At 70.5% G+C, this 19,996-nt stretch carries 18 protein-coding genes; 11 read left to right on the top strand and 7 right to left on the bottom strand.

The annotated features are described in order from the left end of the window. Positions 1–45 precede the first annotated feature (45 nt). The 5 genes from AB8M85_RS06255 to AB8M85_RS06235 are packed head-to-tail and all read right to left on the bottom strand — an operon-like array spanning position 46 to position 5,642. Positions 46–1,338 carry a DUF58 domain-containing protein gene (locus tag AB8M85_RS06255; protein WP_372697921.1) on the bottom strand — a complete coding sequence of 431 codons (1,293 nt, stop codon included), beginning with the start codon at positions 1,336–1,338 and terminating at the stop codon, positions 46–48. Between the two features lie 6 nt (positions 1,339–1,344). Continuing rightward, on the bottom strand, positions 1,345–2,340 hold the full coding sequence (locus AB8M85_RS06250; protein WP_372697920.1) for an AAA family ATPase: 996 nt from the start codon (positions 2,338–2,340) through the stop codon (positions 1,345–1,347). Further along, entirely contained in the window at positions 2,337–3,569 is a 1,233-nt protein-coding gene (locus AB8M85_RS06245) for a DUF4350 domain-containing protein (RefSeq protein WP_372697919.1), read from the bottom strand. Before AB8M85_RS06245 ends, AB8M85_RS06250 begins: the two co-directional genes overlap by 4 nt. Further along, positions 3,566–4,243: a DUF4129 domain-containing protein gene (locus tag AB8M85_RS06240; RefSeq protein WP_372697918.1), complete on the bottom strand. Its 678-nt coding sequence runs from the start codon at positions 4,241–4,243 to the stop codon at positions 3,566–3,568. Before AB8M85_RS06240 ends, AB8M85_RS06245 begins: the two co-directional genes overlap by 4 nt. Before the next feature lie 4 nt (positions 4,244–4,247). Then, on the bottom strand, positions 4,248–5,642 hold the full coding sequence (locus AB8M85_RS06235) for a hypothetical protein (RefSeq protein WP_372697917.1): 1,395 nt from the start codon (positions 5,640–5,642) through the stop codon (positions 4,248–4,250). A gap of 157 nt (positions 5,643–5,799) precedes the next feature. Between AB8M85_RS06235 and mtrA the strand changes: the two genes are divergently transcribed. The 8 genes from mtrA to secA all read left to right on the top strand — a co-directional run bounded on the left by mtrA (position 5,800) and on the right by secA (position 15,930). After that, complete coding sequence (gene mtrA, locus AB8M85_RS06230) at positions 5,800–6,477, top strand: MtrAB system response regulator MtrA (protein ID WP_372697916.1); 678 nt, start codon at positions 5,800–5,802, stop codon at positions 6,475–6,477. A gap of 2 nt (positions 6,478–6,479) precedes the next feature. Next, positions 6,480–8,348: an MtrAB system histidine kinase MtrB gene (mtrB, locus tag AB8M85_RS06225; RefSeq protein ID WP_372697915.1), complete on the top strand. Its 1,869-nt coding sequence runs from the start codon at positions 6,480–6,482 to the stop codon at positions 8,346–8,348. Next, a complete protein-coding gene (locus AB8M85_RS06220) occupies positions 8,341–10,071 on the top strand; it encodes an LpqB family beta-propeller domain-containing protein (protein WP_372697914.1) in 1,731 nt (576 codons plus the stop codon). Before mtrB ends, AB8M85_RS06220 begins: the two co-directional genes overlap by 8 nt. A 90-nt stretch (positions 10,072–10,161) precedes the next feature. Then, positions 10,162–11,040 carry a ComF family protein gene (locus tag AB8M85_RS06215; protein ID WP_372697913.1) on the top strand — a complete coding sequence of 293 codons (879 nt, stop codon included), beginning with the start codon at positions 10,162–10,164 and terminating at the stop codon, positions 11,038–11,040. A gap of 161 nt (positions 11,041–11,201) precedes the next feature. Beyond that, entirely contained in the window at positions 11,202–11,879 is a 678-nt protein-coding gene (hpf, locus tag AB8M85_RS06210; protein ID WP_372697912.1) for a ribosome hibernation-promoting factor, HPF/YfiA family, read from the top strand. 40 nt (positions 11,880–11,919) lie between these two features. Beyond that, on the top strand, positions 11,920–12,078 hold the full coding sequence (locus tag AB8M85_RS06205; RefSeq protein ID WP_372697911.1) for a hypothetical protein: 159 nt from the start codon (positions 11,920–11,922) through the stop codon (positions 12,076–12,078). After that, positions 12,079–13,128, top strand: coding sequence for a winged helix-turn-helix domain-containing protein (locus tag AB8M85_RS06200; RefSeq protein WP_372698534.1), 1,050 nt, complete (start codon positions 12,079–12,081; stop codon positions 13,126–13,128). A 72-nt stretch (positions 13,129–13,200) separates the two neighbouring features. Beyond that, a complete protein-coding gene (gene secA, locus AB8M85_RS06195; protein ID WP_372697910.1) occupies positions 13,201–15,930 on the top strand; it encodes a preprotein translocase subunit SecA in 2,730 nt (909 codons plus the stop codon). Here secA and AB8M85_RS06190 read toward each other — a convergent pair. After that, positions 15,927–16,484 (bottom strand): Rv3235 family protein, encoded by a 558-nt coding sequence (locus AB8M85_RS06190; RefSeq protein WP_372697909.1) that lies wholly within the window; start codon positions 16,482–16,484, stop codon positions 15,927–15,929. The genes secA and AB8M85_RS06190 overlap by 4 nt on opposite strands. 23 nt (positions 16,485–16,507) lie before the next feature. Next, the gene (locus tag AB8M85_RS06185) at positions 16,508–17,266 is read right to left on the bottom strand and encodes a LysM peptidoglycan-binding domain-containing protein (protein ID WP_372697908.1); all 759 of its coding nucleotides are present in this window, start codon (positions 17,264–17,266) and stop codon (positions 16,508–16,510) included. Between the two features lie 127 nt (positions 17,267–17,393). Here AB8M85_RS06185 and AB8M85_RS06180 point away from each other — a divergent pair, with 127 nt between their 5' ends. The 3 genes from AB8M85_RS06180 to AB8M85_RS06170 all read left to right on the top strand — a co-directional run bounded on the left by AB8M85_RS06180 (position 17,394) and on the right by AB8M85_RS06170 (position 19,986). Then, complete coding sequence (locus tag AB8M85_RS06180) at positions 17,394–17,948, top strand: hypothetical protein (protein WP_372697907.1); 555 nt, start codon at positions 17,394–17,396, stop codon at positions 17,946–17,948. Positions 17,949–18,169: 221 nt separating this feature from the next. Continuing rightward, a complete protein-coding gene (locus AB8M85_RS06175) occupies positions 18,170–18,748 on the top strand; it encodes a hypothetical protein (protein ID WP_372697906.1) in 579 nt (192 codons plus the stop codon). Continuing rightward, positions 18,745–19,986, top strand: coding sequence for a CpaE family protein (locus tag AB8M85_RS06170; RefSeq protein WP_372697905.1), 1,242 nt, complete (start codon positions 18,745–18,747; stop codon positions 19,984–19,986). Before AB8M85_RS06175 ends, AB8M85_RS06170 begins: the two co-directional genes overlap by 4 nt. The last annotated feature ends 10 nt before the right edge of the window (positions 19,987–19,996 follow it).

The raw sequence follows: 19,996 nt of genomic DNA, 5'->3' as shown, positions 1-19,996 counted from the left end.
GCCTGGCCTGGCCCGGCACGGCAGCGGCGCCGGGGATGCGGGACCTCAGAGCCGCCCGGTGGCCTTGAGCCGGATGTAGGTGTCGGCCAGCAGGGGCGGCAGCTCCTGCGGCGGCGCGTCCACGACCTCGGCCCCCACGGCGCGCAGCTGGGCCTTCAGCGCCTCGCGCTGCTGCAGGGCACGGGCCGCGGCGGCGGCCCGGTACACGGCGGCGGTATCGCCGACCTCCCGGCTCCGGGCGTCGAGCTCCGGGTCGCGCACCGCGGCAATGACCACCACATGCTGGGCCGTGAGCGAGGGCAGGATCGGCAGGAGGCCCTCCTCGACGGCCCCCGAATCCAGGGCGGTGAGCAGCACCAGCAGCGAGCGGTGCGTGGAGATGGCCCGCACCTGCGCCGGCAGCCCGGAGAAGTCCGCCTCGATCAACTCGGGCTCCAACGGCGCCATCGACTCGACCAGCTGGGTGAGCAGCACGCCCTTGGACGCCGACTCGACGCGGGCCCGCGGCCGCCGGTCGTAGGCCAGGAAGTCCACCCGGTCCCCGCCGCGCTCGGCCAGCACGGCCAGCAGCAGGGACGCCTCGATGCCGGTGTCCAGCCGCGGTTCGTCGGCGATCCGGGCCGCCGAGGTCCGCGAGGTGTCCAGCACGATCACCACGCGCCGGTCGCGCTCGGGCCGCCAGGTGCGCACCACGACGTTCTGCCGCCGGGCCGTCGCCCGCCAATCGATGGAGCGCACGTCGTCGCCGCGCACGTAGTCGCGCAGCGAGTCGAACTCGGTGCCGGCCCCGCGGACCTGGATCGCGGCCCGGCCGTCGAGCTCCCGCAGCCGCTGGAGCTTGGAGGGCAGGTGGCGTTTGGCGTGGAAGGGCGGCAGCACGCGCAGCGTGCCGGCACTGGCGTGGGTGGCCTGCCGGGCGGCCAGGCCCAGCGGACCCGTGGAGCGGATGGTGGTGTGGTGCACGGCCAGGTCGCCGCGGCGCACCGGCAGCAACCCGATCGCGAAGCCGCGGCGCTCCCCGGCCGGCAGGTCCAGGGCGAACCGGTTCCCGGTGGCCCCGGCCGAGGGCTGCCAGCCATCGCGCACGGACCCGCGCATCCGCCGTCGTGCCGTGTTGCGCAGGTACAGATGCGCGGTGGCCGGCTCGCCGAGGCGCACGCTGCGCGGGATGGCCCGCTCGAGGACGACCGAACGCGGGGACGCCGCCAGGGCCACATCGAGCCCGGCCAGCGCCAGCAGCACGCACAGCGTGGCCGCGATCGTCCACCCGCCGGGCCAGAGCACGACGGGGACCAGCCCGGCCAGGGCCAGCCACACGAATCGCCGGTGCAGCGCCATGCCGGCCTAGCGGGGAACCGGCACGGTGGCCAGGATGGACTGCAGCACGTCGTCGGCGCCGACCCCGTCCATCTGCGCTTCGGGGCGCAGGGCGACGCGGTGGCGCAGGCAGGGCAGCGTGAGGACCTTGACGTCGTCCGGGGCCACGAAGTCGCGCCCGGACAGCCAGGCCCAGGCCCGGGCCGTGTTCAGCAGGGCGGTGGCCCCGCGCGGGGAGACGCCCAGCTGGAAGCTGGGGGCGGTGCGCGTGGCCCGGACGATGTCCACGACGTAGCCGATGACCTCGGGGGAGACCGTGACGGCGGCGACGGCGCGGCGGGCTGCTGCCAGGTCGCCCGCCCCGGCAACGGCGGTGACCCCGGCGGCGGCCAGGTCGCGCGGGTTGAAGCCGGCTCCGTGGCGGCGGATGATCTCGATCTCGTCGTCGCGCTCCGGCAGCTCCAGGGTGAGCTTGAGCAGGAAGCGGTCCAGCTGCGCCTCGGGCAGCGGGTAGGTCCCCTCGTACTCCACCGGGTTCTGCGTGGCCGCGACCATGAAGGGCCGCGGCAACGCCCGCGAGACCCCGTCGACGCTGACCTGGCGTTCCTCCATGGCCTCCAGCAACGAGGCCTGGGTCTTCGGCGGCGTGCGGTTGATCTCGTCGGCCAGCAGGATGTTGGTGAACACCGGCCCCTCCCGGAAGCTGAACTCCGAGGTGTTCGCGTCGTACACCAGCGAGCCGGTGACATCGCCGGGCATCAGGTCCGGGGTGAACTGCACCCGCTTGGTATCCAGGGCCAGGGCGGCCGAGAGGGTGCGCACCATCAGGGTCTTGGCGACCCCGGGCACGCCTTCGAGCAGCACGTGCCCCTCGGCCAGCAGGGCGATCAGCATGCCGGTGACGGTGGCATCCTGGCCCACCACCGCCTTGGAGACCTCCTGGCGCACGTCGAGCAGCGCCTGGCGGGCCGCGGTGGCTTCCTGGGGTTGTTCGCTCACTTGTTCGCTGACTTCTTCGCTCACGGGATTCCGATCTCCTTTTCGACGGTGTGCAGTTCCCGGGCCCACGCGACGAGGGCTGCCTCGCTGCCGAGCCGACCGGGGAAGTAGATGCGCCGCAGCCGGGGACCGGGGAGCCCGGACTCCGCGGCGGCGGTGGCGACGACGGCATCGGCGGTCGTGCCGTGGCCGAGCCGCAGGTGCGCGGCCACCCGGCCCAGCGAGGCCGAGCGCAGGGCGGCGGCTGCCGCCTCGAGGGCGCGCGCGTCACGGTAGAGCCGGGCCCTGCCCTCGGCGGTCTCGGACGCGGGCACGACGACGGGGAGCGGCTCGGGCACCAGCGGCCCGTCGCGCCGGGCACGCCAGCAGATCGCCAGCACCCCCACGACCATCAGCCAGCCCAGTGCCGGGCCCACCCAGTCCGGCAGCAGCTCGAACGGCGAGGCCGCCGGGCCGGTGGCGACATGGTCGGCGACGGTGGGCTGGTACCAGACCAGGGTGCCGGTGGCGCCGAGGGTGCGCAGGGCCAGCGGGGCATGGTCGAAGGCGAGCACCTGCCCATTGGCGAGGTAGTCCGGGTTGCCCAGCACCGTCGTCGTGCCCTCCACGGCGTAGCCGAAGGCCGTTCCCGCGGAGGTGGGGTAGGCGAAGCAGCCCCGCTCGGCGCGGTACATCTTCCCTCCCGCCGCGGCTTGCCGTGTTTCGGCCACCGCGGCCAGCGGGCAGCCGGCGTCGACGGGGGAGGCGGCGTCATCCGGGACAACGCCGGCCGGGTGGATGCCGGGGGCGAACGCGCGCAGCTCCCGGCTGCCCGGGGTGACCAGGACGGCCCGCGGGGCCGCGCCGGCCAGTTCGGCGAGCTGGTCCTGGTCCAGGTACGCGCCGTCGTCGTCCAGCAGCAGGGTGGCGGTCCCGTCCGCACGGTCGTTCGCAGCCCGCAGCGCGGAGAGCGCCGCCTCGAATCCGGCGGGCTGGACCACCTGCACGCCGTGGTCCTGCAGCACGCGGGCGACGGCCTGGGCGCCCTCGGGGGCGGGGTTCTCCGGGCTCAGCGGCCGGCTGTCCGCACCTCCCTGCGAGAGCCCGTAGTACAGCGCCGCGAGCCCGGCCAGCACGGCGAGGGCGACCCAGAGCCGCCCGGCCCGCCAGCGGCGGCGCCACGTTGCGCCCCCCGGCTCCGGTGCCTCGGCCTGCAGCAGGCGCTGCCCGTCGGCCTCCCGGCGCGGGAGCCGGGGCGGTTCGGTCCCGGTCACCGCGGCACCGCCAGCGTGGGGGCCGCACCGTCGGAGGCGGTCGCGGTGGAGAGCCGTTCCTCGAGTCCGGCCAGCCAGCGCGCGTCGCCGGGGGTGGGTTCGTGGTGGCCGTAGTGCACGGCGTTGAACAGCGCCGCGGCCTGCTGCAGGTCCCCGGCGTCCGCCCCGAAGGCCCGGCCCAGTGCTGCGGAGACCTCGGTGGCGGTGCGGCCGGGCTGCGGATCCAGCAGCGTGCGCTCCTCCGCCCTGGCGACGAGCGCCCGGAAGCGCTCCAGCACCGAGGTGGCGTAGTCGGCGGCCAGCAGGGCGCGGTCCGCGCGGCGCCGGTACGCCTCGGCGCCGAGCGCGGCATCCAGGCCCACGGGGGCGCCGTCCGCCGCCGGCGTGGCTGCCGTGCGGTGCCAGCGGGGTCGGACGAACAGCACGATGGCCGCGACCACCGCCGCGAGCACCAGCAGCACCACGAGCCAGCCCAGGTTCGGGGCCAGGGCGTTCAGCGATTCCACCCAGGCGACGAAGTCGTCCCACAGCCGCCCGAGGAACTCCAGGATCGGGTTGGGCAGGGCCTGGGCGTATTCGGTGCGGGAGAGCTCGCGGGCGAGGTCGCCGGTGGCGGTTTCGCGGTCCGGGTCGTAGACCGGGGCCGTCGCGGGGCCGGGAACGGGCAGGGGCATGCGATCAGCGTGCTCCGGGGGCACCGGCGTCGTACCCGGTCCCCGGTGCCGGGGCCAGTCCCGGTATCGGGGCGTCGATGCCGGCGTCGAACTCGTGCAGCAGCGCCAGGTCGAACCCGTCGCGGCGGATGCGCAGGTCGGTGTAGAGCAGCGTGGTCACCGCGCACTGGTAGGCGAAGCCCAGGCCGGTGGCGATGGCGGTGATGATCGTGGTGATGAAGCTGAACTTGACCAGGAAGTCGACCATCGCCGTCGGGTCCTCGGGGGCGACGAAGCCGCCGATCATGCCGCCGGCCATGCTCAGCGGGGAGGTGATCAGGCTGGCGACCACCCCGACGATGATGGCGGTGAGCAGCAGGATCCCGAAGCAGCGCCACCAGGAGGCCTTCACCAGGGTGAAGGAACGCGCCAGGGCGCGGGGGGCGCTCAGCCGCTCGGCGACGACGGCGTGGGCGGTGAAGGCCAGCCGGACCCACACCCAAACGACGGTGGGGATGGCCAGGATCAGCACGATGGCGGCCGTGGTGAAGGCCGCCCCGGAGCCGGCGTTCAGGGCCACGAGCGTGACGATGCCGGCACACAGGGCCAACGCGGCGAGCCCGGCGGCCAGGTAGAGCAGGGCCACCAGCAGCAGGCGCCCGATCGCCGGGCGCAGGATCCGCCAGGCCTGGCCGAAGCCGGTCTTGCGGTTCAGCACCGCGCGCAATACCGGGATGGTCACCGCGCCCTGGACGATGACCAGCAGGAACACCGAGACCAGGCCGGCCAGCAGGCTGCCGCCGAGCAGGGTGAGCAGGGAGCCGGCCAGGGCGCCGAAGTCGGGGTCGGCGCCGCTGAGCACCTCGGGGGTGCCGACCACGGAGAACAGCGGCAGCGTCAACAGGGCCGCGGCGATCCCGGAGACGAGCTGCACGATCACCGACAGCCCCAGGGTGGCGCCGGCGTTGCGGCGGATCGTCTGGAAGGCGCCATCGAGCAGGTCCCCGATGCCCAGCGGGCGCAACGGCACCACCCCGGGTTTCGGCGGCGGGGCGTAGCCCCAGGGCGCACCCGGCTGCCCGCCGGGCCCCGGGGTCTGCCCGTAGCCGGCGGGCTCCGGTGCACCGGGCATCCCCGTTGCCCCCGGCGTGCCCGGAGCGGGCAGGGCCTGTCCCCAGGCGCCGGTGGGCGGGACACCCGGGCCCTGTCCGGCGGCACCCCAGCCCTGCTGCGGCGGGGCCTGCCAGCCGGGGGAGGCTGGCGGAGCGAAGGACCCGGCCGGCCGCCCGTTGGACTGTCCGGCAGGCTGCCCGGAGGCAGCCGTGCGGTCCGCGCCCTGGCCGGCGTCCTGGGCCGGGGCATCGCCGTTCTCTGCGCCGGGCCCGGAGTCCCCGGGCGGAGTGCTTGGCTGGTCAGTCATGGCGTTGGTGCCCCTCGCATCGCGTCATTGTCCATCCAGCGTAGCGGGATGCGGTGCGCCGCCGTCGGGGCCACACCGCCGACCCCTATAGTGGTGTGCAGGATTGTTGGACGCGACGCCGGATGCCGGCGGGACGTGGAAACGGAAAAGGGGTGTCATGAAGGCCCGAGTTTTGGTGGTCGACGACGACGAGGCGCTGGCCGAGATGATCGGCATCGTGCTGCGCAACGACGACTTCGATCCGGTCTTCTGCTATGACGGCGCGCAGGCGCTGGACACCTTCCGCGAGGTCAAGCCCGACCTGGTGCTGCTGGACTTGATGCTGCCGGGCATGGACGGCATCGAGGTGTGCCGGCTGATCCGGGCCGAGGCGGACATCCCGATCGTGATGCTCACGGCCAAGTCCGACACCGCGGACGTGGTGCGCGGGCTCGAATCGGGCGCCGACGACTACGTGCCCAAGCCGTTCAAGCCCGCCGAGCTCATCGCCCGGGTGCGCGCCCGGCTCCGTCCGGGGGAGAAGCACGCCCCGGAGACCCTGAAGATCGCCGACCTGGTGATCGACGTCGCCGGCCACTCCGTGACCCGCGGCGGCGAGCTGATCTCGCTCACCCCCCTGGAGTTCGACCTGCTGGTCGCCCTGGCGCGCAAGCCGTGGCAGGTCTTCACCCGTGAACTGCTGCTCGAGCAGGTCTGGGGCTACCGGCATGCGGCCGATACCCGGCTGGTCAACGTCCATGTCCAGCGCCTGCGCTCGAAGGTCGAGAACGATCCGGAGAATCCCGAGGTGGTCCTCACCGTGCGTGGCGTCGGGTACAAGGCCGGCCAAGGCTGAGCATGCAGACCTCCGCCGCGGCACCACCGGCGGCGGAACCACCCGGGGATCCGCAGCCTGCCGCACCGGCGCGCCGCCACAGTCTGACCGAACGCCTGGCAACGCGATGGGGCGGCCTGGTCACGGCCTGGCGCCGGTCGCTGCAGCTGCGGGCGGTGGCCACCACGGTGCTGCTCTCCGCTCTGGCGATGCTGGGGGCCGGGATCTTCCTGTCCAACCAGATTGCCGACGGGCTGTTCCAGGAACGGTTCAGGCAGGTCCAGGAGGAGTCGGTCCGCGGCCTGAACCAGGTCAAGTCGAACTTCGAATCGGCGGCCACCACCGACCGGTCCAGCACCGTGGCGTTCGTGAACGACACCCTGAAGCTGGTGCAGGGCGACGGGGCCAGCGTCCAGCGCGACTTCATCCTGACCCCGTTGCCGTCCTCGGAGAACATCTACGTCACCAACACCGCCAGCGGCGGGCTGACCACGGCGGTGATCCCCGAGTCGTTGTCGATGACGGTGCGGGACAATCCCGGGGTCTACTGGGAGTCGATCAGCTTCCCGCACGCGACCTACGACACCCCGGGGCTGGCCTTCGGCACCAAGGTCCAGCTCCCGCCGGGACGGGAGTACGCCCTTTACCTGGTCTACGACCTCGAATCGGTGCAGCAGACCCTGGACTTCATCCACCGCGTGCTGGCCATCGGCGGCTTCCTGCTGCTGTGCGTCACCGGCGGGATCGCCTGGTACACCACCCGGCTCGTCGTCCGCCCGGTGTCCAACGCGGCGATGGTCTCCGAGAAGCTGGCCGCCGGCGAGCTGCAGGAACGCCTGGAGGTCCACGGCGAAGACGAAATCGCCCGGCTGGGCACCTCGTTCAACCGGATGGCCACCTCCCTGCAGGACCAGATCACCCAGCTGGCCACGCTCTCGCAGATGCAGCAGCGCTTCGTCTCGGACGTCTCCCACGAGTTGCGCACCCCGCTGACGACGGTCCGCATGGCCGCCGAGGTGCTGCACGACGCCCGCGCGGAGTTCGACCCGATCAACCGGCGCTCGGCCGAGCTGCTCTACAACCAGGTCGAGCGCTTCCAGACCCTGCTCAACGACCTGCTGGAGATCTCGCGCTTCGACGCCGGGGTGGCCCTGCTCGACGCCGAGGTGCTGGATCTGGTCCCGGTGGTCCGCCGGGTCGTGGAGACCGCGAGCCTGCACGCCGAGAACCTGGGCTCCGAACTGCGCGTGCACGTCCCCGGGGACGGGTGCATGGTCGAGATGGACCCGCGCCGCATCGAACGCATCATCCGCAACCTGGTGATGAACGCCGTCGAACACGGCGAGGGCAACCCGATCGACATCACCGTCGCCCAGGACGAGCACGCCGTGGCCGTCACCGTGCGCGACCACGGGATCGGCATGGACCCCGACGAGGCCGCACGGGTCTTCGACAGGTTTTGGCGCGGCGATCCGGCCCGCGCGCGCACCACCGGCGGCAGCGGGCTCGGGCTATCCATCGCCACGGAGGACACGCGCCTGCACGGCGGCTGGCTCCAGGCATGGGGGCAGAAGGGCGAGGGGGCCTGCTTCCGCCTGACGCTGCCGCGGACGCTGGGCGATCCGGTGGGCTCCTCGCCGCTGCCGTTGACGCCCCGGTCCCAGTTGGCGCTGGGCCAGGCGCTCTCGGCGGAGGAAACCAGCCCGCACACCGCCTCGCTGCCGACCCTGCCCTCGGCCGGTTTCGCCCTGCCGGGGAACATCCTGCGCGCGGTCCCGCCGGCCGAGCGGGCCGTGGCCCCGCCGGCGGAACCGGACGAGGCCGCGGATCCGGACCAGGACTTGATCGCCGATGACGAACCCGGTACCGACCAGGGAGGACGACATGCCTAGCCACCGGACACCGAACGACGGCGGGGCCCGCACCACGGGGATGCTCGCCATCCTGGTCGCCGTGCTGCTGGCGATGACCGGTTGCGCCTCCATCCCGACCTCCGGACCGGTGGGCACCAGTGCCCCCGAGGCGGCCGGGCAATCCGACTTCAACTACACCTTCGATCCGCCCGGTCCGCCCCAGGACGCCTCCCCGCAGCAGATCATCGAGGGCTTCCTCCGGGCCGGCATCGCCCCGAAGGACGACTACAGCGTCGCCCGCGAATACCTGGCCCCGGAGCTGTCGCGCGAATGGCGGGCCGCGGACCGCACGATCGTCTACGCCTCCGAGCCGAACATCGTGGAGAACGTCGAGCAGGGAAGCTACACCGTCGAGGTCTCCGCGACCTCCAGCATCGACGAGCACGGCCTGCTCACCCGCAAGGAGGGCCAGAGCACGGTCTCCGCCGACATCCAGCTGGTCAAGGTGGAGGGGCAATGGCGGCTCTCCCAGGTCCCCAACGGCACCATGATCGAGGAGGGCAACTTCGCCGTCCTGTTCTCGGCCTATCCGCTGTACTTCTATGACGCCACCAAGACCTACGCGATCGCGGACTACCGCTGGTTCGCCAAACGCCAAGGCGTGCCGGCGACGATCGTCTCCTCCCTGCTGGCCGGGCCGGCGCCCTACCTGCGCAACGCGGTCACCAGTGCGTTCCCCGAGGGCAGCGCCCTGGCCAGGGCCTCCGTGCCGATCGATTCCCGCCGGGCCACCGTGGACCTGAACGAATCGACGTTCACCGACGCCACGGAGCTGCAGCGCCAGCTGATGCAGCAGCAGCTCGAACTCACCCTGGGCCAGGTGCAGAACATCCGCTCGGTCTCCATGACCGTTGGCCAGCGTGCAGTGAGTCTGGGCCACAAGGCCGACGGGTTCACGAAGGCGATCGTGGAGGCCTCGGTGCCGAACACCCAGATCGCCATTGCGGACAAGACCCTGGTCTTCTACCAGGGCAACGGCGTCGTGCCCGTGGGCGGCATCGAGGACATCTCGGGCTACGATCCCCGGGATCCGGCCATGGCTCCGAGCGACAACCGCTACGCCTTTCTCAACGGCAAGCGCACCCGGATGATCACGGTCGACGAGTCCGGGGTCGCCCGGGTCGCCGTGACGGGCAAGAACCTGCTGCAACCGAGCATCGACGTGCACGGCTGGACCTGGACTGTCGGCAACGACGGCCGCACCCGCATCCGGGCCACCCCAGCGGACACGGAGAAGGACGGCCCCTCGCGGCTGGTCAACGCCGGTTGGATGGCGCAGGCGAAGGTCACCTCCCTGCGGGTCTCCCCGGACGGCGCACGTGCCCTGGTCGTGGCCACCATCGACGGTGACGCCGGGGTCTACGTCACCGGCATCATCCGTGACAGCGAGGGTGTTCCCCGCGGGTTCACCAACCCGCTGCGCCTGGAGGCGTCGGTGCCGGTGGCCGTGGGGGTGTGGAACTCCTCCGACTCGGTGATCGTGATGAAGCCCAGCGACTCGCAGGTGGTCCAGGCCGAGGAGCTCTCCCTCGACGGCAAGACGACGACCTTCGAACCCCTGCTGGGCATGACGAACATCTCCGCCGGTCCGGGCGACCAGCGGACGGTCTACGCGGAGACGCCGGAGGGGGTCTACTCCCGGGTCTTCTCGACATGGAAGAAGCGGGAAGGCCAGGCCACCCAACTGGCCTATCCGGGATAGGCCGATCCCGCGTCCCGCCGGCGGGACCGCTTGTCCACCGGTGCCGGGCGGGATCTTGCCCGCCCGGTGCCGCGGCCGCACCATGGGGCCATGGAGTACCCCGCTGTTCCACGCCGACTGGCCCGCGGCCTCGACCGCCTGGCCTTTGCCCCCTGGACCACCGGCCCGCTGGGTGCGTTGGCCGAGCTGGCGGCCGTGGTGGCGCCCAGTGAGTGCATCGCCTGCCGGCGCCCGGATGCGGTGATGTGCCCGGCCTGCCGCCGCGCGTTCCGGACCGCGACGGTCAGGCCCTTCGAGGCCCAGGCCGAAGCCGAGGGGCTGCCCCTGCTGGATGGCCGGGAACCGCTGCGGGTGCTGTCCGCAGGGCCCTACGCCCGGGAGGTTTCCGCAGCGGTGCTGGCGTTCAAGGACCGGCAGCGGGTGTCCCTGGCCGGCGTGCTGGGGCCGGCCCTTGCCGGGTCCATCCGGGCGGCGGTGCCACCTGGCCCCGGACCGGTTGCGCTGGTGCCGATCCCCTCGTCTCGTCTGGCCCGCGCCCGCCGCGGCTATGCCCCGGTGGACCTGCTCCTGCAGTGGATCGTCCACCGCGACCTGCTCCCACCCGGGGTCGTCGTGGTCCATGCCTTGCGGGTCCGGTCGCGTGCGCCCTGGGCGATGGGCGAGCAGAAGTCCAAGGGGCGCCGCGCGCGCTCGAGCACCGCGGCACAGCTGGAGATCCGTGGCGGCCACGCCCTGCAGGGCCGCCGGGTCGTGCTCTTGGACGATGTATTGACCACCGGGTCGACCCTGGCGCGCGGCTACCGCAGCCTCCGGCTGGCCGGTGCCGCGGTCGAGTCCGCGGCGGTCCTGGCCGCCACCGCGGCGCCGCGCCGGCGCGAGGACGCACCGGACAGGACCGGGGAGGCGATGAAGGCACCGGAACCGCGTCCTCCGGCGTCGGTCCGGGCCTCGACCAGGCGCCCGACGTGACGGAGTTCACGAAAAGAGCCTGAAGGGGGCTTGATTATTGGGGACCCTGGCTTACGGTTGAGTATGGGCACCTCACCAAGAGGAGAAGAACCCATCTTCAGCGACCGGGAGGAGGGACTTTCGGTCGCTGTCGTGTCACCCGAGGTCAGTAGGAGGACACCATGGAGATGAACATCACCGGGCGCAACGTGACGGTATCCGATCGGTTCCGCGAGTACGCGGACGAGAAGACTGACAAGATCGGACAGCTGGCCAACAAGGTCCAGCGCCTTGACGTCAAGGTCACGAAGGAACCCAACGCCCGGCAGGCCGAGGCCCAGCTGACGGTGGAGATCAGCGTCGTGGGCAGTGGGCCGGCCATCCGCGCGGAAGCCAAGGCCTCTGACAAGTTCGCGGCGTTCGACACGGCCTTCACCAAGCTGCTGGAGCGGTTGCGGCGGGCACGCGACCGCAGGAAGGTCCACCACGGACGCCAGACCCCGAAGGCGGTCTTCCAGGCCACCTCCACCCTCGAACCGGCCAGCAGCAGCATGCCCCTGCACGAGGAGACCCTGAACGGGCAGGAGGAAGAGGCCGCCGCGAACGCGTCCGGCAACCCCGTCGAGATCCGCCGCAAGGTCTTCCCCTCGGAAACGATGACTGTCGACGACGCCGTCGACCGCATGGAACTGGTCGGCCACCCGTTCTACCTGTTCATTGATTCGGACACCGGCTCCTGGTCGGTGGTCTACCGCCGGCAGCAATGGAACTACGGGGTGATCACCCTCGACGAAAACCACTCCGACGCCGAAACCGTAGAAACCCGCCGCTACCGGGACACCGACGGGGCCCCGGCCTGATGGGCGCACCCGGGCCGCGACCGGCTCCATGAACCGACGGATGACCCTGGCGCAGGCCCGGCGCATCGCGTTGGCCGCCCAGGGCCTCCATCGGCCCCGGCCCACCGGCCCGGCAACTGCCCGGCGGGTGGGCCGGACCTTCGACCGGCTCCAGCTGCTCCAGATCGACTCGGTCAACGTGCTCAGCCGATCGCACTAGCTGCCGATTTTCGCGCGCCTCGGCCCTTACGACCGTGCCATCCTGGACCGCATGTCGTCGCGTTCGCCCCGGCGCATGGTCGAATACTGGGCCCACGAGGCCAGCTTCATCCGGCCCGAACACCACGCCGACCTGGTGCCCTGGCAGCGGCGGACCTGGATGGGGAGCTTCAGCAGCGATCGCCCAGGACTACGCGACTTGGCCGACCGCATCCTGGACCTCCTGGAGGCCTCGAAGCCGTTGACGGCACGGGAAGTCACGGCCCGGCTCGGCCACCGCGAGGCTGTCGACCGCTCGAATTGGGGATGGAACTGGAATTCCGTCAAAGAAGCCCTCGAGGCGCTCTTCGCTGCGGGCGAAGTCGGGTCCGCCGGCCGCACCGCGCAGTTCGAACGCCGCTACGCACCCATTTCACGGGTGCTGCGAATTCCCGCGGCGCCCGCAACCACTGACCCCGGGTCCTCGGCCGAGCGCCTGGTCGAAGCCGCTGCCCGCGCCCACGGAATCGGTACCGTTCGCTGCCTCGCGGACTATTTCCGGCTGCCCGTTCGCGTGGCTGCAAGCGCCGTGGAGCGGCTGACCGGGCGCGGCGTGCTTGAACCCGTCGACGTCGCCTACTGGCCGGGGACACAGTTCCTCCACGCCGATGCGCCGCGCCCCCGGGTGGCGGATGGACGCGCCTTGTTGAGCCCGTTCGACTCGCTGGTCTTCGAGCGGCGACGGCTCGAGGACCTGTTCGGCTTCCACTACCGGCTTGAGATCTACACCCCCGCTGAGCGCCGCAGATACGGGTACTACGTGCTGCCCTTCCTGCTCGGCGAACACCTCGTCGCACGCGTGGACTTGAAGGCGGACCGGACAACGGGGCGCCTGCTCGTGCGCTCCAGCCATGCCGAGGCCGGAGCTCCCCCCGAAACGGCCCATGAGCTGGCCGGCGAACTGTGCCTGATGGCCGGCTGGCTCGGGCTGGAATCGGTCCGCGTCGATCCGGAGGGTAACCTGTCCCTTGAACTGGCCCACGCGGTGAGGACACGGTCCCGGGGAACCTAGACCGGGCGTTGAACGTGTCTCCCGTAGACTGGCCAAGCCAGAATTCCTGTGCCTGAGATTTGGAGCTACCACGTGGCATCACTGCTAGAACGCGTCCTGCGGACCGGCGACAAGAAGATCCTCAAGAGATTGCGCGGCTACGCCGATGCGATCAACCTCCTCGAGGATGAATTCCGGGCCATGTCGGATGCGGATCTGCGGGCCGAAACCGATGATTTCAGGAAGCGGTACCAGGAGGGTGCGCCGCTGGATTCCCTGCTGCCCGAGGCCTTCGCTGCCGTGCGCGAAGCCGCCGACCGGACCTTGGGCATGCGCCATTTCGACGTCCAGCTCATGGGCGGCGCAGCCCTGCACCTGGGCAACATCGCCGAGATGAAAACCGGTGAAGGCAAGACCCTGGTGGCGACGGCGCCGGCCTATCTGAATGCCATCACCGGCAAGGGCGTGCACGTGGTCACCACGAACGACTACCTCGCCGAATACCAGTCCGACCTCATGGGGCGCGTCTTCCGCTTCCTCGGGCTGAGCACCGGCTGCATCCTGGCGAACCAGGACCCTGCCGTCCGCCGCAAGCAGTACGAAGCCGACATCACCTACGGGACCAACAACGAGTTCGGTTTCGACTACCTGCGCGACAACATGGCCTGGAGCAAGGACGAACTCGTCCAGCGCGGCCACCACTTCGCCATCGTCGATGAGGTCGACTCGATCCTGATCGACGAGGCCCGGACCCCGCTGATCATTTCGGGCCAGGCCCAGGGGGATGTCAACCGCTGGTTCAGCGAATTCGCCCGGCTGGTGACACGGCTCGATCGCGAAACCGACTACGAGGTCGATGAAAAGAAGCGCACCGTGGGCGTGCTGGAATCGGGCATCGAGAAGGTCGAGGACCACCTCGGGATCCACAACCTGTACGAGGCCGCGAACACCCCGCTCATCGGGTTCCTGAACAACGCCATCAAGGCCAAGGAACTGTTCAAGAAGGACAAGGACTACGTCGTGATCAACGGCGAAGTCATGATCGTCGACGAGCACACCGGCCGCACCCTGGCCGGCCGGCGCTACAACGAGGGCATGCACCAGGCGATCGAGGCGAAGGAAAACGTCGAGATCAAGGCCGAGAACCAGACCATGGCCACCGTGACGCTGCAGAACTACTTCCGCCTGTACGAGAAGCTCTCGGGCATGACCGGTACGGCGCAGACCGAGGCAGCCGAGTTCATGGGCACCTACAAGCTCGGCGTCGTGGAGATCCCCACGAACAAGCCGATGCAACGCAAGGACCAGGCGGACCTGATCTACAAGAACGAGATCTCCAAGTTCGACGCCGTGGCGCAGGACATCGTCGAGCGCCACGCTGCCGGGCAACCGGTGCTGGTCGGCACGACGAGCGTCGAAAAGAGCGAGTACCTCTCCCGCAAGCTGGCCCAGGAGGGCGTGCGCCACGAGGTCCTCAATGCCAAGCAACACGCGCGGGAAGCCGCGGTCGTGGCCCAGGCGGGCAAGAAGGGCGCGGTCACGGTCGCCACGAACATGGCGGGCCGCGGTACCGACATCATGCTCGGCGGCAACGCCGAGTTCCTGGCCGTTGCCGAAATGGACCGCCGCGGGCTGGACCCGGAACGCGATTCCGAGGAATACGAGCGCGTCTGGGACGAGGTCTTCGGCGCCGCCCAGGACCAGGTCAAGGCCGAATCCGAGGAAGTGCGTGGACTCGGCGGGCTCTACGTCCTGGGTACCGAACGCCATGAGTCCCGGCGCATCGACAACCAGCTGCGCGGCCGTTCGGGGCGCCAGGGCGACCCCGGTGAATCGCGCTTCTACCTGTCCATGACCGATGAGCTCATGCGCCGGTTCAACGCCAATGCCGCCCAGCGGATCATGAACAACCCCTCGATGCCCGAAGACATGGCCCTCGAATCGAAGATCGTTTCCAAAGCCATCGAAACGGCGCAGGGGCAGGTCGAGTCGACCAACGCCGAACAGCGCAAGAACGTGCTGAAGTACGACGACGTGATGAACCGCCAGCGTGAGGCGATCTATGGCGACCGCCGACGCATCCTTGAGGGCGGCGACCTGCAGGAGCAGGTCCAGAACTTCCTGGAGGACGTGGTCAAAGCGATGGTCGTCGAGGCCACGAGCGAAGGCCACGGCGATGACTGGGACCTCAAGCAGCTGTGGACCAACCTGGGCCAGCTCTACCCGATCGCCCTGGGCATCGACGAGGTCATGGAGGAAGGCGGCGGCGCGGGCCGGATCACCTCGGAGTTCCTGCAGGAGGAGATCCTCTCCGATGCCCGGGTCCAGTACCAGGAGCGCGAGCGGGCCATCGGTGCCGAAAACCTTCGTGAACTCGAACGGCGCGTGGTGCTCAGCGTGATCGGCCGCAAATGGCAGGAACACCTCTATGAGATGGACTACCTCAAGGAGGGCATCGGCTTGCGCGCGATGGCCCAGCGCGACCCGCTGGTTGAATACCAGCGCGAGGGCTTCGTGATGTTCCAGACGATGATGGAGGCCATCCGCGAGGAGAGTGTCGGTTTCCTGTTCAACCTCGAGGTAGAAGTTGCCCAGCCGGCACCGGTCTCCCTGCCCGGCGTCACCGATGCCCGGTCGACCACGTCGACCCCGAGCCTGAACACCCCGGGCCTGGAAGCCCCCGCCCGGCCCTCCACGCTGCAGTACACCGCACCCAGCGAGGACGGGGAAGCCGAATCCCGCCTCGAGCGCACGCAGTCCGAGACCGCCAAGGGCAAGGGCAACCGGGCCGACCGCCGTTCGAAGAAGTCCAAACGCCGCTAGCCGATCTGCAATTCGACGACGGTCCAGTGTCCGTGTCGCCGCTCCACCCGGAGCGCTGCGGCACGGACACGGTCGTTTTCGGCGACCACCAGGCTGGCCTCGTAGGCTCCTGCCCCGACCGGACACAGCCGGGTGCGCCGGATGGCTGTATTGCGGTGCAACCGGGACCCATCATCGGGCTGGGTGGCCGCGACCAAGGCCACACGGCAGCGCAGCTTCTCGTATTGCCCGGCCTCGAGCCACCGGGCCAGCTGGTGGACCGGTCGCACGCCTGAGATCGATTCGAAGGCGGCCAGGCCAACCATGCGCACGATGGTGTGCACGTGCGCGTGTTCCTCGCGGCGCTCGGCCTGGTCCGCCGGGGGCCCCGCTGGCGTCGGCTCCGCCGCAGGGGCGCGGTGGGTCGCCGGCCTGGCAGCGGGGGGAAGCAAATCAGCGAACTTGCGAACGGGAAGGGGGCGGACCGCCGGCAGGGTTCCATCACCGGTGCGTGGCAGGCCCGATCCGGGCACAATGTCGGGAAGCTGTCCGTCGGGACGTGCTGGCTCCGTCATGACTCCTACTTTCTGTTCTGTTCCTACTCGGCCCGCGGAGGGGTGAGGACGGTTCCGATGTGCAGCAGATCGGGATCCGGGCCGATCACGGACCGGTTGGTGCGATACCAGCGGGGCCATTCCCTGGCCACTTCGGCATCACTGGCGCCTGGTCCCGCGACCCGCGCCGCAATGGACCACAGCGAATCACCGGGGCAGACCACCACAACCTCATCGTCGGCAGTAGCCCGGTTCTGCTGTCCCATGAGCCGATTCATGGGCGGAGCCGTCCGCTCGGGCCTCCACGCCGGGGAGGGAAGGTCCCGGCTGGCCCACGAGGCGGTCGGCAACTCCGCGTCGACGACCGCGACGGCCGCGCTGTCCGAGGTGAGGCCGACGGGCGGCGCGCCAGGGGAGCCGGGACCTGCCGCCTGCGCCGCCGGGACGACCAGCAGGTGGGCACCCAGCAGGGCGGCCGCCAGACGTCGCATGAAAACAGGGGACCAGTGGGCCGCCCGTGCCGCGGCCCGGGCATGGCCGCGCCGTGCCAGCAGCTCCGCGAGCATTGCGGTGAACAGGCTGAACAGCCACCAGGCGAGCACAACGAGGCCGAGGCAGACGAACAGCAGGGCGCCTGCCCGGCCCATGCCCGCAGGGGAGTCTGTGACCACCGCCAGCCCCGTCCCCCTGGGCGATAGCAGGGCCGCTCCGCAGCCGACCAGCAGGGCCGCGCAGATTCCCACCAGCGCGCCCGGGAGCGCGCCGGCACCGCGCCCGTGTTCGGTCACCTCGGGCATGGTCATCACCTCAGTCTCTTTAGTGTTGTTTGATGTCATTTAATGTTTCTTGAGCTCGATCATGGCATTTCTATGTTGGGCTGTCCAGAGATTCGCGTCATTTAGTCGAATCGAAGCGAATAGGGTAGGTCTCATGCGCTGGGAATCGTTGTTTGCCGATCTGGAGTCCCAACTCAATGCGGCCCGGGCACGCGAGCGGACCGTGGAGATCCAGGAGATGGTCCGGATCGAACGCTCCCAGCTGCGCTTGTGGGACCATCTGGCCGGCCAGGTTGGTACCGACATCACGCTGGACCTGCTCGGTGGCCAGCGCCTTCGCGGCGTCCTGCAACATGTGGGCGTGAACTGGTTGTCTCTGCGCGAGGGGCCGGCCGAGTACCTGGTCGTCGATGCGGGCATCCGCTCCCTCCAGGTCGCTGGGCATCGGGCCGCCGTTGCCGAGGAGACCGCTGTTCGCCGCCGGGTCAGCCAAGGGGCCGCGCTGCGCTCGCTGGTACGCGACCGTGCCCGGGTGACGGTGTGGGCGGTGGACGGTGCCCTGCTGGGTACCGGGACCTTGGACCACGCGGGCGCCGACCACCTCAGGCTGGCCCTGCACCCCACCGACGGGTACCGCCGCGAGGCCGACGTGCAATCCGTGGCCCTGCTGCCCCTGGGGTCCGTTGGCGCACTACGCCACGAGCTCTGATTCGGCACCTCTTGTCCACAGATGACGAGCCGGCTATTGGACGTGCGCCTGTTCGTCATTAGGGTGGACGATCAGGGAGAACCAGAATCCGATGCTTCTCCCGCAAGGCGAACGGAGCACCGGGCTCCAGGGGGTGCGGAGGCAACGTGGGAACAGAGGCGGCACCATCCGGCCCGGCGAGACGGCTGCGCCAACCCGGTTGGAAGGACCCGCGGTTGTTGGTGGGCATCCTCCTGGTCGTCGCCTCGGTCGCCGGCGTGTTGACACTGGTCTCGTTCCAGGACACGACCGTGCCCATGTACGTCGCGCGCCAGGACATATCGCTGGGACAGAAAATCGACGCCTCGACGTTGCGCACCGTCGACGTGCGCCTGGACGCAGTCCAGCAGCACTACTTGAGCGCCGAGCAGGAACCGGCTGCGGACCTGCGCGCCAATTCCCTGATCCGCGAAGGCGAACTGCTGCCGCTGGCCGCCATCGGGGGCCGTGATCCGCAGGGGCGCAAGCCGCTGTCGGTGGAGCTCACCGAGGAACTGCCCGTGGCAGTCACCGTGGGCACCCGCGTCGACCTCTGGGCAGCCGAACGCGGCGCCAACTCCACCACGTATGGCGAGCCCAAGCGGCTGCTGCAGTCCGTGGAGGTCAGTTCCCTGCGCGAGATCGACTCGGGCTTCGGGGGTGCAGCCGGGCAGGTCGTCGAGTTGCTCGTGACCGACGAGGACCTTCCCGGGCTCCTGTCGGCGATTGCCAACGAGGCCCGCTTGACGGTGGTCCAGAACCCGGGAGGGGCCGCCGAATGAGCATCGCCGTCGTGGTTTACGGGCGGGCCGGGGACCTGGCCGACCGCTTGGAAAGGCTACGCGGAGCGGTGACGGTCGTGCGGCATTGCGACGAACTGACCGAGGTCATCGCACTGGCCGAATCGGGCCTGGCGGATGCGGCCCTGTTGCTGGGGCCGACCGTCGACCTCGATGCCGCCTTTGCCGACGAGTTGGCATTTCACGGAGTGCCCGCCGTGGCGATCACCGACGAACCCGAGGACGCAGAGCGCCTGGCCGGCCTGGGGCTGGGGGTCGAACCGACCGCTGCGAGCGAGCAGTCCATCTCCGACCTGCTTGAATTGCTCGCCGCCGGGACGCGGCGGCCACCCCGCAGCGCGCGGCACGCCTCGTCCGCCGAACCCGTCCCCGCAGAGGATCCGCTGCCCGACCCCGGCCGGATCCTGGCGGTGTGGGGCCCCAGCGGGTCCACCGGCAAGACGCTCGTGGCGGTCAACCTGGCCGCCGAGGCCGCCATAGCCGGCCAACGGGTGCTGCTCGTGGACGCCGATACCTATGGTTCCAGCGTTGCAGTGCACCTCGGGCTGCTCGACGAGTCGGCGGGGATCGCCCAGCTGTGCCGCCTGTCCGACCAGGGAATGCTCGATGATTCCGGCTTCGAGCGCTCCTGCGCCGTGGTCGCCGTGGGCGGCGCAACGCTGCGCGTGGCCACGGGCCTGCCGCGTCCGCACCGTTGGCCGGAACTGCGATCCGGTGCCTTGACCAGGGTGCTGGACTTCGTGCGTCGCCGGGTCGACCTCGTGGTCGTTGACGTGGCGTCCCTGCTCGAACGCGACGAGGACCTGACTTATGACACGTCGGCACCGCAACGCAACGGAGCAGCCCTCGCGGTCCTGGAATCCGCGGCGGAAATCATCGCGGTCGGATCCGCGGACAGCGTCGGGGTCCCGCGGCTGGTGAAGGGCCTGGAGGAACTGCGGGAGATCCTGCCCGATGCCGACCCGCGCGTCGTCCTGAACCGGGTGCGCAGGTCCTCGGTGGGCCCCTCGCCCGAACGTGCCCTGCGGGAGACCTGGGAACGGTTCGGCCCCGATGGCGGCATCGCCGGAATGCTCCCTGCCGATCCGGAGGCCGCCGACCGCGCCCTGCTCCAGGGAAGCGTGCTGGCGGAGGTCGCGCCGGACAGCGAATTGCGGGCCCGCATCGCGGAGCTGATTTCGGTGTCGGTCCGCCGTCGAACCGGGCTTTTCAGCCGGTGATGGCCCCCAT

The sequence above is a fragment of the Arthrobacter sp. JSM 101049 genome (genome assembly GCF_041679245.1).
Lineage (GTDB): Bacteria > Actinomycetota > Actinomycetes > Actinomycetales > Micrococcaceae > Arthrobacter_H.
The sequence above is the reverse complement of the archived record's forward strand: the minus strand, read 5'-3'. Positions and strand labels throughout refer to the sequence as shown.

What these genes read in the sequence shown, in the direction of transcription:
- AB8M85_RS06255 (WP_372697921.1), bottom strand. Translation starts at nt 1,338, where the DNA reads ATGGCGCTGCACCGGCGATTCGTGTGGCTGGCCCTGGCCGGGCTGGTC.
- AB8M85_RS06240 (WP_372697918.1), bottom strand. Translation starts at nt 4,243, where the DNA reads ATGCCCCTGCCCGTTCCCGGCCCCGCGACGGCCCCGGTCTACGACCCG.
- AB8M85_RS06235 (WP_372697917.1), bottom strand. Translation starts at nt 5,642, where the DNA reads ATGACTGACCAGCCAAGCACTCCGCCCGGGGACTCCGGGCCCGGCGCA.
- mtrA (WP_372697916.1), top strand. Translation starts at nt 5,800, where the DNA reads ATGAAGGCCCGAGTTTTGGTGGTCGACGACGACGAGGCGCTGGCCGAG.
- mtrB (WP_372697915.1), top strand. Translation starts at nt 6,480, where the DNA reads ATGCAGACCTCCGCCGCGGCACCACCGGCGGCGGAACCACCCGGGGAT.
- AB8M85_RS06220 (WP_372697914.1), top strand. Translation starts at nt 8,341, where the DNA reads ATGCCTAGCCACCGGACACCGAACGACGGCGGGGCCCGCACCACGGGG.
- AB8M85_RS06215 (WP_372697913.1), top strand. Translation starts at nt 10,162, where the DNA reads ATGGAGTACCCCGCTGTTCCACGCCGACTGGCCCGCGGCCTCGACCGC.
- hpf (WP_372697912.1), top strand. Translation starts at nt 11,202, where the DNA reads ATGGAGATGAACATCACCGGGCGCAACGTGACGGTATCCGATCGGTTC.
- AB8M85_RS06205 (WP_372697911.1), top strand. Translation starts at nt 11,920, where the DNA reads ATGACCCTGGCGCAGGCCCGGCGCATCGCGTTGGCCGCCCAGGGCCTC.
- AB8M85_RS06190 (WP_372697909.1), bottom strand. Translation starts at nt 16,484, where the DNA reads ATGACGGAGCCAGCACGTCCCGACGGACAGCTTCCCGACATTGTGCCC.
- AB8M85_RS06185 (WP_372697908.1), bottom strand. Translation starts at nt 17,266, where the DNA reads ATGACCATGCCCGAGGTGACCGAACACGGGCGCGGTGCCGGCGCGCTC.
- AB8M85_RS06180 (WP_372697907.1), top strand. Translation starts at nt 17,394, where the DNA reads ATGCGCTGGGAATCGTTGTTTGCCGATCTGGAGTCCCAACTCAATGCG.
- AB8M85_RS06170 (WP_372697905.1), top strand. Translation starts at nt 18,745, where the DNA reads ATGAGCATCGCCGTCGTGGTTTACGGGCGGGCCGGGGACCTGGCCGAC.